This window comes from Vespertiliibacter pulmonis, from assembly GCF_013377275.1.
In the GTDB taxonomy this organism is placed as follows: Bacteria; Pseudomonadota; Gammaproteobacteria; order Enterobacterales; family Pasteurellaceae; genus Vespertiliibacter; species Vespertiliibacter pulmonis.
In genome coordinates, this window is record NZ_CP016615.1 from 720,446 (window position 1) to 732,485 (window position 12,040).

A 12,040-nucleotide genomic window follows, 5' to 3' on the forward strand; every position below is an offset into this window, starting at 1 on the left:
GAAATCTACAACCACCCTTTACGTTTGAAATAAAGATAAGGAGCAGATGCAGCGACAATCATTAAGCCAATCGCCATTGGGTAGCCATATTGCCATTTCAGTTCTGGCATCACTTCAAAATTCATACCGTAAGTTGAAGCGACAAGTGTTGCAGGTAAGAACATCACGGAGACGACCGAGAAAAATTTCATAATGCGGTTCTGCTCAATGTTGATAAAACCCATCGCCGCTTGCATTAAGAAATTTACTTTTTGGAATAGTGATTCATTATGTGGGTGCAGTGATTCAATATCTCGTAAAATATCTCGAGCTTGTTCAAGCTGATTATTCGGTAAACGGGTTTTCCGCAGTAAAAAACTCAATGCTCGTTGAGTATCCATTAGACACAAACGAACTTTTGAACTTGCATCTTCAAGCTCTGTTAGCTCTGCTAAAGCATCATCAAAACCATTATCGCCCTTTTTTTCTCCTTCTTGTCTATGCTCTTTTAAAATTATTCGACTCAGTTTTTCTAAATCTGCATAGATATTTTCAATGACATCAGCTAACTGCTCAATTTTCGTTTCAAACAGGTCAAGAAGTAGTTCATAGGCATTACCATCGATTAACTTTTCACGGCGTGAACGCATTCGATAAAGGCGGAAAGCCGGTAAATCCCGATCTCGCAAAGTAAATAAGCGCCCATCACGAATCGTAAAGCCAACGGTAGCAATATCTGCATAATTATCATCATCTAAACAATAGAAAAAAGAATGGAGATGCAAGCCATCTTCATCTTCAAAAAATCGGGCTGACGCTTCAAGATCCTCTAATTCGTGTTCTTCCGCAAGAGTTTGATCAAGGCGAATTTCAAGTACACTACGTTCTTCATCGGACGGATCAACTAAATCTATCCAAATGGCGTCATTAAATTGGTTTTGAATTGTTTCATCTACATTGACTAAGCGGTCGTTTTGTAACGAAAAAGCTCGGATCATTTCATACTCCTCGGGTTACAACAGAGATGAGGCGATGAACAAAAATGAACAAAAATTAAGATACTGACAGGAAAATACCGACTCTCGCCGGTAAAGAATTTGGACGAGGGGGGCTAAAAATCTGATAAGTATCGACTGTAACTGTCCAAAATGCTGTGTCCTCAAGATAAAAAAGCGGTCGAATAGTACAGATTTTACGCCAAATCGTCAAGGCATTTCTAAAAGGCAAGCGGTTTGATAAGCCCTATTTTTTGCTACTAATTCAAAAATTATTACCGCTTGCCTTCTACTCACAATAGCCGTCTAACTCACTTTCAGAGTTATTTCTCTTTACCCTCTAAATAAAGCCATTGGGCAACTTGCTTCGCAAAATAGGTTAAAATGCCATCTGCTCCTGCTCGTTTAAAACAAAGTAAAGATTCCATAATGCACTCTCGCTCTTTGAGCCAACCATTTTGAATGGCAGCCATATGCATTGCATACTCACCCGATACTTGATAAGCAAATGTTGGTACGCCAAATGTTTCTTTTACTCTATAAACAAGGTCTAAATACGGCATTCCAGGTTTTACCATTACCATATCTGCTCCCTCTTGGATATCTAATGCCACTTCGTGCAAACCTTCATTTGCATTTGCAGGGTCAAGCTGATAAGTTTTTTTATTCCCGCCTTTTAGATTACCTGATGAGCCCACTGCATCACGGAATGGACCATAATAATTTGAAGCATATTTAGCGGAATATGCCATAATTTGTGTATGGATAAAACCATTTTTCTCTAAGGCTTGACGAATTGCACCAATACGCCCGTCCATCATATCGCTTGGTGCAACAATATCCACTCCTGCTTGTGCGTGAGAAAGTGCTTGCTTAACGAGAATCTCCGTTGTTACTTCGTTCAACACATATCCATCATCATCAATGATACCGTCTTGTCCGTGAGTGGTAAATGGATCAAGGGCAACATCAGTAATCACACCCAGTTTCTCACCAAATGCCTGTTTTAACGCTCGTACTGCACGCTGTGCTAATCCATTTGGATTGTAAGCCTCTTCTGCCATAAGTGATTTTTTTTCTTCACTAACAACAGGAAAAAGTGCAATGGCAGGTACGCCATATTTTACAAGTAATTCTGCTTCGACTAAAAGTTGATCGATAGTTAAACGTTCTACGCCAGGCATTGACGGCACGCTCACTCGCTGATTTTCCCCCTCTATCACAAAGACAGGGTAAATTAAATCTTCTACATTGATACGATTTTCAGCACTCAAACGGCGACTAAATTCGTGCTTACGCAAACGACGCATTCTATTAGCGGGAAAATTTGCGGGAAGAAATTGTGTCATATTATCTCCTTTTACAAAATAATAAAGAAATCGACCCGCTTGTTGCGGGTCTTAATATTAAAGCTGATTATTTTCTTGCTGTGGTTCATCTTTCGGCACATAAAAACGTGCGACAATTAAACCAACTTCAAAAAGTAGAATCATTGGAATTGCTAATAAGGTTTGCGAAAAGATATCAGGTGGTGTAAGCAACATACCAATCACAAATGCCGCCACAATAATGTATGGGCGTTTTTCTCGTAAGTCATCCGGTGATGTAACCCCAGCCCAACAGAGCAAAATAATAGCAACAGGTACTTCAAAACAGATACCAAACGCAAGGAAAATTGTTAAAACGAAATCCAAATAACTACTGATATCCGTTGCCATTGTTACACCTTCAGGTGCAGTACTCGTTAAGAATCCAAAAATCAGAGGGAAAACCACATAATAAGCAAATGCAACCCCTGTATAAAACAATACCGTACTTGAAATAAGTAAAGGATAAACTAACCGTTTCTCTTGCTTATAAAGTGCTGGGGCAACAAATGCCCAAAGTTGATACAAAATATAAGGAACAGAAAGAAATACAGCCGTAATAATAGTTAATTTAATTGGAGTAAAAAATGGTGTTGCAACATTTGTTGCAATCATTGTTGCCCCTTGTGGTAAACGCTCGGTAAGTGGGCTAGCAAGTAAGCTATAAATATCATTCGCCCAGTAAACTAACAACGCAAACACAATTAAAACACACATTACCGCTTTTAATAAACGGTTTCGTAGTTCAACTAAATGGCTAATTAAAGGCTGTGACTCATCAACTGACATTTGAATTGCCCTTTTCTTGTGTAACAGGTTCATCATCTGGAGGATAATAAACGCTCAATTTTTCTTCATCAACTTCAGCTAATGCAGTCATTTCGTCGGGTGCAAGCTCAGACTCCCCCTTCTCAACAACTACATTAGGCTCAACAAGCGGTGAATTCAGCTCATTTTTTTGTACTTCAGCATCTGAAACCTGTATTTCTTCTGCTGGTTGATTGGCTAATTGGGTTATCTCATTTTTTGTAGAATCTAACCCATTTTTTAGCTTTTCTGCGGCCTGCTTGAGATCTGCCACGGTTTTTTCTAATTCAGGTGATAGACGATTAAGATTAAGCGTTTCGGCTTTCTTAATACTTTCCTGTAACTCTTGTAGCTTTAACTCTTGAGCTAGCTCATTTTGAACATTCGCCGCCAAACCTCGAATAGTACGAACCCACCCCATTACCGTACGAATTGCAATCGGTAATCGTTTAGGGCCAAGCACAACTAAGCCCACAATAAAAATTAAAACTAGTTCAGAAAAACCTATATCAAACACGGGTTACGCCTGCTCTTTCTCTTTTGCTTTCTGTTCAGTTTGTTCAGCAGTTTTTTGTTCAACTTTATCAAAATCTGCATCTTTCGCTTTTTCATCGCTCATCGCTTTTTTAAAGCCTTTAACCGATTCACCCAAATCTGCACCTAAATTGCGTAATTTTTTTGTACCAAATAAAAGCAAAATAATCACTGCAATAATCGCTAATTGCCAAATACTAATACCACCCATTGTGTACCTCTTATAAAAAGTGAATAGAATTTTCCCGATTATACGATTTTTCAGCAATGATACCATCATAATTTTACAAGAAATTGATCAGAACCTAGAGTTGTATATTAATTATACTTCATTCATAGAATGAACCAATGCTTTTATGATACACTTGTTAGTTATCAATACTCAAAAAATATTCAAGTTTACACTTTATAAGCTTAACTATTTCGTATATCTAAAATGAATAAAATACCTTTCTCTCTCAGATTATTTTTTTTCCGCTTTCAGCAAAATAAAATTAGCATCTATTCGGGCTATCTCACTTACAGCACCTTATTAGCCATTGTGCCACTTATTATGGTAGTTTTTTCTATTTTTACCTTACTACCAATGTTCACGGAAGCAACTTCTCTACTAAAAGAGTTTGTTTATGATAATTTTGCACCCAATGCGGGTGAGATGGTGCAACAATATCTTGATCTGTTCGTTGAAAACTCCAAAAATATGGGCATTATTAGTATTTTAGGCTTAGTTGTTGTTGCCGTAATGCTTATCTCAAGTATAGATAATGCCCTTAACGATATTTGGCATAATACGAAAAAACGGTCTTTTGTCCTTTCATTTATTATTTATTTAGGCGTGCTTATTTTTGGTCCAATTCTTGCAGGGGCAAGTATTGCGATTAGCTCTTACCTTTTCTCCCTTGAACTCTTTAGCCCTGATGGCATTTTTTCATTCAGCCATCATATTCTCAAACTTATGCCATTTTTCTTGATTTGGATAATGTTTAGCTTAGTTTATACTGTTGTTCCAAATACAAAGGTTCGCTTTCTGCACGCTGCGATTGGTGGTTTAATTGCAGGGTTATTTTTCACTTTAGGAAAAGAAATTTTTATTTGGTACATCACTCATTTTCCATCCTATCAAGCTATTTATGGTGTATTAGCAACTATTCCAATTATGATCGTATGGATTCATCTCAGTTGGGAAGTTGTTTTACTCGGCGGGCAAATTGCTTCTGTCTTAAAAGATCTCGAGATGATTAAAGCAGGTAAACTTGCCAATCCTTTACAATCTATGGAGAAACAATCATGATCGCACTGATTCAACGGGTAAAATGGGCGAAAGTTGAAGTCAATAACCAAATTATTGGCAGTATAAACACAGGTTTATTAGTGCTATTGGGTATTGAACAAGGAGATAACCAATCCAAAGCCGATCAATTACTACATAAAATTCTCTCTTACCGCTTATTTTCTGATGATAATAATAAAATGAATCTCAACGTTCAGCAAATAAACGGAAGTTTACTAGTTGTATCACAATTTACATTAGCCGCAGACACGAAAAAAGGGCTTCGCCCGAGTTTTTCACGAAATGCTGATCCAGCTATCGCTAAAACGCTATATGACTATTTTACCGAGCAATCATCACAAAAAATCACCACTCAAACAGGGAAATTTGCTGCGGATATGCAAGTCAGCTTACAAAATGATGGCCCCGTCACCTTTTGGCTTCAGGTATAAAATGCTCAGTTATTTTCGCCAACAACTACATTTACATTTTCCAACGCAGACTGATTTTTTAATTGGATTAAGTGGCGGGGTAGATTCTATTGTTTTACTTACACTCTTTGCTAAACTCCGGCAAGAAATACCACTTAATTTACGGGCTGTACATATTCACCACGGATTAAGCCCGAATGCTAACGACTGGGTAGCTTTTTGCCAATCACAATGTGCTAAACTACATATCCCCCTAACAATACGCTATGTTACCGTTGAAGGTAAACAAGGGCTAGAAGCAAACGCTCGCACTGCTCGTTATAATGCTATTCAAACAATCATTCAACCGAATGAAATTTTCACAACAGCTCATCATTTAGATGATCAAGTTGAAACTTTTTTTCTCGCTCTAAAACGAGGTTCAGGAGTTAAAGGTATTTCAGCAATGCAAGCGGTCAGTTTATGGCAAAATTTTACTATTTTTCGTCCCTTGCTTTCCTCAAGTAAGGCTGAAATTTTAGCCTATGCTTATCAAACAAATTTATGTTGGATTGAAGATGAAAGTAACCAAAATATTGACTTTGATCGCAATTTTCTACGCCAACAAGTTCTCCCTACGCTGAATCAGCGCTGGAATCATTTTAATCAAATGGTGGCTCGTACTAGCCAACATTGTGCCGATCAACAACAACTTATCACCGAATTGCTTAATGAAGAACTTCAGCAACGGATCGATCCAACCAACATACAACGCCTAAATATTACAGGGTTCAATACATTTTCTCACCTAAAACAACGGCAGCTTATTCGATTATGGCTTGAAAAAAACCAGCAACTAATGCCAAGCCAAATACAGCTTGAAGAAATAGTGAACACGATGCTTAAATCAAATCTTGATAAAAACCCCGAAATCATACTCAATAATAAAGTTATTCGGCGTTATCAACAGCATCTATTTATTACCGAAAAATTTCCCAAAATAATAGAACGCATTGAAATCAATCTTAATATCAAGGAAACAATTTCTTTACCCCACAATCTAGGAAATATTAAACGAGAATTTACTGAACTAATTTACACAATATCTTCTCAATCTTACCGCTTTATGCTACCTATTGAACTAAAAGACAAACTTATCACGCTTAAATTACAGCCTACGGGTAAAGTAAATTACTACAAAAAGCTACATCGAGAAGAAATGAAGAAAATTTGGCAAAAAAATAGCGTGCCAGTCTGGAAAAGACCACGCACGCCTGTTATTTTCTATAAGGATCAATTTGTAATGGTACTAAATGCTTTTCACAAAATAAGTAAGTAAACTATAAAATCCAATAAAACTTAACGCTAACAAGAAATTAGCAAATTTAGAATGAGTACGATGCAATTTATATAATAGACCTGAAATTAACAACAATATTGCTGGATAAATCCAACATAAAATAGAAAAGAAATTAATTTGGGCTGACGTTAAATTGAGATTTTCGGTTAATTTTGCTGAAATAAATAAACTCAAAGGCCATAAAGCACTAGGTAAACAAAAGAGTGCTAACATCCAACTAAATGCTGAAAAACCTTGTAAACTCTTACTTTGCATACGTTATCCCCTAGGATGAAACTGTTGATGTAATGATTTTAAACGTGCTTTCGCTACATGTGTATAAATTTGGGTCGTCGATAAATCGCTATGTCCCAATAACATTTGTACAACACGCAAATCTGCCCCATTATTAACCAAATGAGTAGCAAAAGCGTGGCGTAAAACGTGTGGTGAAAGTTTATCACTTTCAATGCCAGCCAATAAAGCATAGTGTTTAATACGATGCCAGAAAGTCTGACGAGTCATTTGCTGTCCTAAACGACTAGGAAAAACAATATTTAATTGGGCATTACCCACTAATGCCTTACGCCCATATTGGAAAAATTCTTGAATCCAGTAACTCGCTTCTTCTCCTAATGGCACAATTCTCTCTTTATCACCCTTACCAATAATCCGTACTAGACCTTGCGATAGACTCAAATTATCTATGGTAAGAGAAATTAGCTCCGTAACCCGTAATCCCGTTGCGTAAAGTAATTCAAGCATTGCTTTATCACGCAATTCAAGAGGATCAGCTGTATTAGGTGCATTTAATAAATCAATTACTTGATCTTCACTTAAAGATTTAGGCAAATAAACTGATTTACGTGGGGATTTTAACATTTCACTCGGATCATCTTTCCGATAATTTTCTAAATACAAAAAACGGAAGAATTTTCGTAAACAGCTTAACATACGAGCAGAGCTTGATGATTTATATCCTTGCTCTAAACGCTCTCCAAGAAAAGTTTGCAAATCCACATAATCTACCCGTAAAAAACCATCTGGTATTGATAACCATTGAGTAAATGCCATTAAGTCAAGTCGATAAGAAGCTATTGTATTCTCAGACAAATGATATTCTTGCCAAAGATTATCAAGAAATTGTTCAATAATAGGGTTTAATTGTGCCATACAAGCGGTTAGATTTTAGAAAAATATGTAATTAGTTTTACATAATAATGAGATAACTAGAAAAGAAATTTATAGTTTATAAATTTTAAAATATGGCAGGGGCGGAGAGGCTCGAACTCCCAACACCCGGTTTTGGAGACCGGTGCTCTACCAATTGAACTACGCCCCTAAAGAGAAAGCGATTAGATTTATACATCAAATCGCTAAAATAAGTGGCGGAACGGACGGGACTCGAACCCGCGACCCCCTGCGTGACAGGCAGGTATTCTAACCAGCTGAACTACCGCTCCGCAAATTTGGCGATTAACAGTGCCCTACTCTCACATGGGGAATCCCCACACTACCATCGGCGTAACAGCATTTCACTTCTGAGTTCGGTATGGAGTCAGGTGGTACTACTGCACTCTTGCTGTTAATCAAATTCTTTTATTAAGTTAGCTCACTATTAAAAATGAACTAAGTTAATAAAACCCTGATGGTGCCCTACTCTCACATGGGGAATCCCCACACTACCATCGGCATTACTGCGTTTCACTTCTGAGTTCGGTATGGAGTCAGGTGGGACCACAGCACTCTGGCCATCAGGAAAATTCTTTCCATCTATCTATTCTTTTTTCTATCACGTTACTTATTCTACTATTACTCGATGTAACGCATAGTCTCTTCTTTATTTCTCTAAAAACAAGCTGTCTGAACCTTTCTTCATTCATCTTTCGTTATCTTCTATAACCAATCTTTACCCTACATCAACTCCAAAACACTTGAGGTTGTATGGTTAAGCCTCTCGGGCAATTAGTATGGGTTAGCTCAATGTATCACTACACTTACACACCCCACCTATCTACGTCGTAGTCTCCAACAACCCTTACAGTCTTATAGACTGGGAGAACTCATCTCTTGGCAAGTTTCGTGCTTATATGCTTTCAGCACTTATCTCTTCCGCATTTAGCTACCCAGCAATGCCTCTGGCGAGACAACTGGAACACCAGTGATGCGTCCACTCCGGTCCTCTCGTACTAGGAGCAGCCCCAATCAATTCTCCAACGCCCACGGCAGATAGGGACCGAACTGTCTCACGACGTTCTAAACCCAGCTCGCGTACCACTTTAAATGGCGAACAGCCATACCCTTGGGACCTACTTCAGCCCCAGGATGTGATGAGCCGACATCGAGGTGCCAAACACCGCCGTCGATATGAACTCTTGGGCGGTATCAGCCTGTTATCCCCGGAGTACCTTTTATCCGTTGAGCGATGGCCCTTCCATTCAGAACCACCGGATCACTATGACCTGCTTTCGCACCTGCTCGACTTGTCTGTCTCGCAGTTAAGCTTGCTTCTACCATTGCACTAACCTGACGATGTCCGACCGTCATTAGCAAACCTTCGTGCTCCTCCGTTACTCTTTGGGAGGAGACCGCCCCAGTCAAACTACCCACCAGACACTGTCCGAGACCACGTTTCGTAATCTTCGTTAGAACATCAAACGTTAAAGGGTGGTATTTCAAGGACGCCTCCACAATGACTAGCGTCACTGCTTCAAAGGCTCCCACCTATCCTACACATCAAAATTCAATGTTCAGTGTCAAGCTATAGTAAAGGTTCACGGGGTCTTTCCGTCTAGCCGCGGGTACACCGCATCTTCACGGCGATTTCAATTTCACTGAGTCTCGGGTGGAGACAGCCTGGCCATCATTATGCCATTCGTGCAGGTCGGAACTTACCCGACAAGGAATTTCGCTACCTTAGGACCGTTATAGTTACGGCCGCCGTTTACTGGGGCTTCGATCAGGAGCTTCTCTTTCGATAACACCATCAATTAACCTTCCAGCACCGGGCAGGCATCACACCCTATACGTCCACTTTCGTGTTTGCAGAGTGCTGTGTTTTTAATAAACAGTTGCAGCCAGCTGGTATCTTCGACTTACTTCACCTTCGTCCGCAAGGGACTACAATTACCATAAGCGCACCTTCTCCCGAAGTTACGGTGCTATTTTGCCTAGTTCCTTCACCCGAGTTCTCTCAAGCGCCTGAGTATTCTCTACCTGACCACCTGTGTCGGTTTTCAGTACGGTTTAGATAAACCTGAAGCTTAGTGGCTTTTCCTGGAAGCGTGGTATCAGTTACTTCGTGTCCGTAGACACTCGTCATCAGTTCTCAGTGTTAAGAGAGACCGGATTTGCCTAATCTCTCCACCTACCGCCTTAAACAGACATCCAACAGTCTGCTAACCTAACCTTCTCCGTCCCCACATCGCAGTTTATCCAAGTACGGGAATATTAACCCGTTTCCCATCGACTACGCTTTTCAGCCTCGCCTTAGGGGCCGACTCACCCTGCCCCGATTAACGTTGGACAGGAACCCTTGGTCTTCCGGCGAACGAGTTTTTCACTCGTTTTATCGTTACTTATGTCAGCATTCGCACTTGTGATACGTCCAGCAAACCTCTCGATTCACCTTCATCCGCTTACACAACGCTCCCCTACCCAACAGACTTTCGTCTGATGCCGCAGCTTCGGTGACTAGTTTTAGCCCCGTTACATCTTCCGCGCAGGCCGACTCGACTAGTGAGCTATTACGCTTTCTTTAAATGGTGGCTGCTTCTAAGCCAACATCCTAGCTGTCTAAGCCTTCCCACTTCGTTTCCCACTTAACTAGTACTTTGGGACCTTAGCTGGCGGTCTGGGTTGTTTCCCTCTTCACGACGAACGTTAGCACCCGCCGTGTGTCTCCTATGCATTACTCTTCGGTATTCGCAGTTTGCATCGGGTTGGTAAGCCGGGATGGCCCCCTAGCCGAAACAGTGCTCTACCCCCGAAGGTATTCACATAAGGCTCTACCTAAATAGATTTCGGGGAGAACCAGCTATCTCCCGGTTTGATTGGCCTTTCACCCCCAGCCACAAGTCATCCGCTAATTTTTCAACATTAGTCGGTTCGGTCCTCCAGTTAGTGTTACCCAACCTTCAACCTGCCCATGGCTAGATCACCGGGTTTCGGGTCTATACCTTGCAACTACATCGCCCAGTTAAGACTCGGTTTCCCTACGGCTCCCCTATTCGGTTAACCTTGCTACAAAATATAAGTCGCTGACCCATTATACAAAAGGTACGCAGTCACAGATTGCTCCGCTCCCACTGCTTGTACGTACACGGTTTCAGGTTCTATTTCACTCCCCTCACTGGGGTTCTTTTCGCCTTTCCCTCACGGTACTGGTTCACTATCGGTCAATCAGGAGTATTTAGCCTTGGAGGATGGTCCCCCCATCTTCAAACAGGATATCACGTGTCCCGCCCTACTTATTGTAAGCTTAGTTCCACAAAAAACTATTTAAGTACGGGGCTATCACCCGCTATGGCTCGACTTCCCAGACGATTCCTCTTAATTTATTGCTAAAACTTACTGGCTCTTCCGCGTTCGCTCGCCGCTACTGACAGAATCTCGGTTGATTTCTTTTCCTCGGGGTACTTAGATGTTTCAGTTCTCCCGGTTTGCTTCCTTAGCCTATGTATTCAGCTAAGGATAGTAGATTCTTCATCTACTGGGTTTCCCCATTCGGATATCTTGGATTAAACGCCTCTTATCGACTCATCCAAGCTTTTCGCAGATTAGCACGTCCTTCTTCGCCTCTGATTGCCTAGGCATCCACCGTGTACGCTTAGTCACTTAACCATACAACCTCAAATATTTTGGATTTGTGTTGATATCGGTAAACAACTGGTTATTTGCTTGTGTGCTTTTGTTCACACAAGGCTTTTCTTTACTCAGACTTTTTGGCGTGATGAGAAAACTCTTAATAATATATTAAGTAGATTACTCAACACCGCTTGAAAAAATCTCAATTTTCAGCTTGTTTCTAAATTTTTAAAGAACAGATATAACAATTAAAGTTAATTAATCATCATACTTAAATTCATGTTATTTATCATCTCTTATATAAACGTATATAAGCAACATAACCTTAAGTATGATGAATTGGTGGAGATAAGCGGGATCGAACCGCTGACCTCCTGCGTGCAAGGCAGGCGCTCTCCCAGCTGAGCTATATCCCCATTCCATCTTCCGTTTGTCACTCACTTACGAGTGGTGGGTCTGAGTGGACTTGAACCACCGACCTCACCCTTATCAGGGGTGCGCTCTAACCACCTGAGCTACAGACCCAACGGATG

10 protein-coding genes, 4 tRNA genes and 3 rRNA genes are annotated in these 12,040 nt (G+C 40.3%); 3 read left to right on the top strand and 14 right to left on the bottom strand.

All coding sequences use genetic code 11. From position 1 onward, the window contains the following. Positions 1-5: 5 nt before the first annotated feature. The 5 genes from corA to tatA all read right to left on the bottom strand — a co-directional run bounded on the left by corA (position 6) and on the right by tatA (position 3,893). Positions 6-977: a magnesium/cobalt transporter CorA gene (gene corA / locus A6B43_RS03525; protein WP_124211606.1), complete on the bottom strand. Its 972-nt coding sequence runs from the start codon at positions 975-977 to the stop codon at positions 6-8. 320 nt (positions 978-1,297) lie between these two features. Further along, positions 1,298-2,323 carry a porphobilinogen synthase gene (hemB, locus tag A6B43_RS03530; protein WP_124211607.1) on the bottom strand — a complete coding sequence of 342 codons (1,026 nt, stop codon included), beginning with the start codon at positions 2,321-2,323 and terminating at the stop codon, positions 1,298-1,300. Positions 2,324-2,380: 57 nt separating this feature from the next. Then, positions 2,381-3,130, bottom strand: a complete 750-nt coding sequence (gene tatC / locus A6B43_RS03535; protein ID WP_124211608.1) for a twin-arginine translocase subunit TatC — start codon at positions 3,128-3,130, stop codon at positions 2,381-2,383. Further along, the gene (tatB, locus tag A6B43_RS03540; protein WP_124211609.1) at positions 3,120-3,665 is read right to left on the bottom strand and encodes a Sec-independent protein translocase protein TatB; all 546 of its coding nucleotides are present in this window, start codon (positions 3,663-3,665) and stop codon (positions 3,120-3,122) included. Before tatB ends, tatC begins: the two co-directional genes overlap by 11 nt. A gap of 3 nt (positions 3,666-3,668) precedes the next feature. Beyond that, positions 3,669-3,893 (bottom strand): Sec-independent protein translocase subunit TatA, encoded by a 225-nt coding sequence (gene tatA / locus A6B43_RS03545; protein WP_124211610.1) that lies wholly within the window; start codon positions 3,891-3,893, stop codon positions 3,669-3,671. 225 nt (positions 3,894-4,118) lie between these two features. Between tatA and A6B43_RS03550 the strand changes: the two genes are divergently transcribed. From A6B43_RS03550 to tilS, 3 genes are read left to right on the top strand one after another with little or no spacing between them, the layout of a single operon-like run. Beyond that, the gene (locus A6B43_RS03550; RefSeq protein ID WP_124211611.1) at positions 4,119-4,973 is read left to right on the top strand and encodes a virulence factor BrkB family protein; all 855 of its coding nucleotides are present in this window, start codon (positions 4,119-4,121) and stop codon (positions 4,971-4,973) included. Next, positions 4,970-5,404: a D-aminoacyl-tRNA deacylase gene (gene dtd / locus A6B43_RS03555; RefSeq protein ID WP_124211612.1), complete on the top strand. Its 435-nt coding sequence runs from the start codon at positions 4,970-4,972 to the stop codon at positions 5,402-5,404. The genes A6B43_RS03550 and dtd overlap by 4 nt, the downstream gene beginning before the upstream one ends. Before the next feature lies 1 nt (position 5,405). Continuing rightward, on the top strand, positions 5,406-6,701 hold the full coding sequence (tilS, locus tag A6B43_RS03560; protein WP_124211613.1) for a tRNA lysidine(34) synthetase TilS: 1,296 nt from the start codon (positions 5,406-5,408) through the stop codon (positions 6,699-6,701). Here the strand turns inward: tilS and A6B43_RS03565 are convergent. From A6B43_RS03565 to A6B43_RS03605, 9 genes are all read right to left on the bottom strand, one after another. Then, positions 6,672-6,977, bottom strand: a complete 306-nt coding sequence (locus tag A6B43_RS03565) for a DUF5389 family protein (RefSeq protein ID WP_124211614.1) — start codon at positions 6,975-6,977, stop codon at positions 6,672-6,674. The two genes, tilS and A6B43_RS03565, sit on opposite strands and share 30 nt — an antisense overlap. A 3-nt stretch (positions 6,978-6,980) precedes the next feature. Continuing rightward, positions 6,981-7,874: a site-specific tyrosine recombinase XerD gene (xerD, locus tag A6B43_RS03570; protein ID WP_124211615.1), complete on the bottom strand. Its 894-nt coding sequence runs from the start codon at positions 7,872-7,874 to the stop codon at positions 6,981-6,983. A 93-nt stretch (positions 7,875-7,967) separates the two neighbouring features. Next, positions 7,968-8,043, bottom strand: a tRNA-Trp gene (locus A6B43_RS03575). Positions 8,044-8,087: 44 nt separating this feature from the next. Further along, a tRNA-Asp gene (locus tag A6B43_RS03580) sits at positions 8,088-8,164 on the bottom strand. Positions 8,165-8,175: 11 nt separating this feature from the next. Beyond that, positions 8,176-8,291: ribosomal RNA gene (rrf, locus tag A6B43_RS03585) — 5S ribosomal RNA — on the bottom strand. A gap of 53 nt (positions 8,292-8,344) precedes the next feature. Continuing rightward, positions 8,345-8,460: ribosomal RNA gene (gene rrf / locus A6B43_RS03590) — 5S ribosomal RNA — on the bottom strand. 185 nt (positions 8,461-8,645) lie between these two features. Further along, positions 8,646-11,543 (bottom strand): 23S ribosomal RNA (locus A6B43_RS03595). A gap of 304 nt (positions 11,544-11,847) precedes the next feature. Beyond that, positions 11,848-11,923: transfer RNA gene (locus tag A6B43_RS03600), tRNA-Ala, on the bottom strand. Between the two features lie 32 nt (positions 11,924-11,955). Continuing rightward, positions 11,956-12,032: transfer RNA gene (locus A6B43_RS03605), tRNA-Ile, on the bottom strand. Between the last annotated feature and the right edge of the window lie 8 nt (positions 12,033-12,040).

What these genes read in the sequence shown, in the direction of transcription:
- corA (WP_124211606.1), bottom strand. Translation starts at nt 977, where the DNA reads ATGATCCGAGCTTTTTCGTTACAAAACGACCGCTTAGTCAATGTAGAT.
- hemB (WP_124211607.1), bottom strand. Translation starts at nt 2,323, where the DNA reads ATGACACAATTTCTTCCCGCAAATTTTCCCGCTAATAGAATGCGTCGT.
- tatC (WP_124211608.1), bottom strand. Translation starts at nt 3,130, where the DNA reads ATGTCAGTTGATGAGTCACAGCCTTTAATTAGCCATTTAGTTGAACTA.
- tatA (WP_124211610.1), bottom strand. Translation starts at nt 3,893, where the DNA reads ATGGGTGGTATTAGTATTTGGCAATTAGCGATTATTGCAGTGATTATT.
- A6B43_RS03550 (WP_124211611.1), top strand. Translation starts at nt 4,119, where the DNA reads ATGAATAAAATACCTTTCTCTCTCAGATTATTTTTTTTCCGCTTTCAG.
- dtd (WP_124211612.1), top strand. Translation starts at nt 4,970, where the DNA reads ATGATCGCACTGATTCAACGGGTAAAATGGGCGAAAGTTGAAGTCAAT.
- tilS (WP_124211613.1), top strand. Translation starts at nt 5,406, where the DNA reads ATGCTCAGTTATTTTCGCCAACAACTACATTTACATTTTCCAACGCAG.
- A6B43_RS03565 (WP_124211614.1), bottom strand. Translation starts at nt 6,977, where the DNA reads ATGCAAAGTAAGAGTTTACAAGGTTTTTCAGCATTTAGTTGGATGTTA.
- xerD (WP_124211615.1), bottom strand. Translation starts at nt 7,874, where the DNA reads ATGGCACAATTAAACCCTATTATTGAACAATTTCTTGATAATCTTTGG.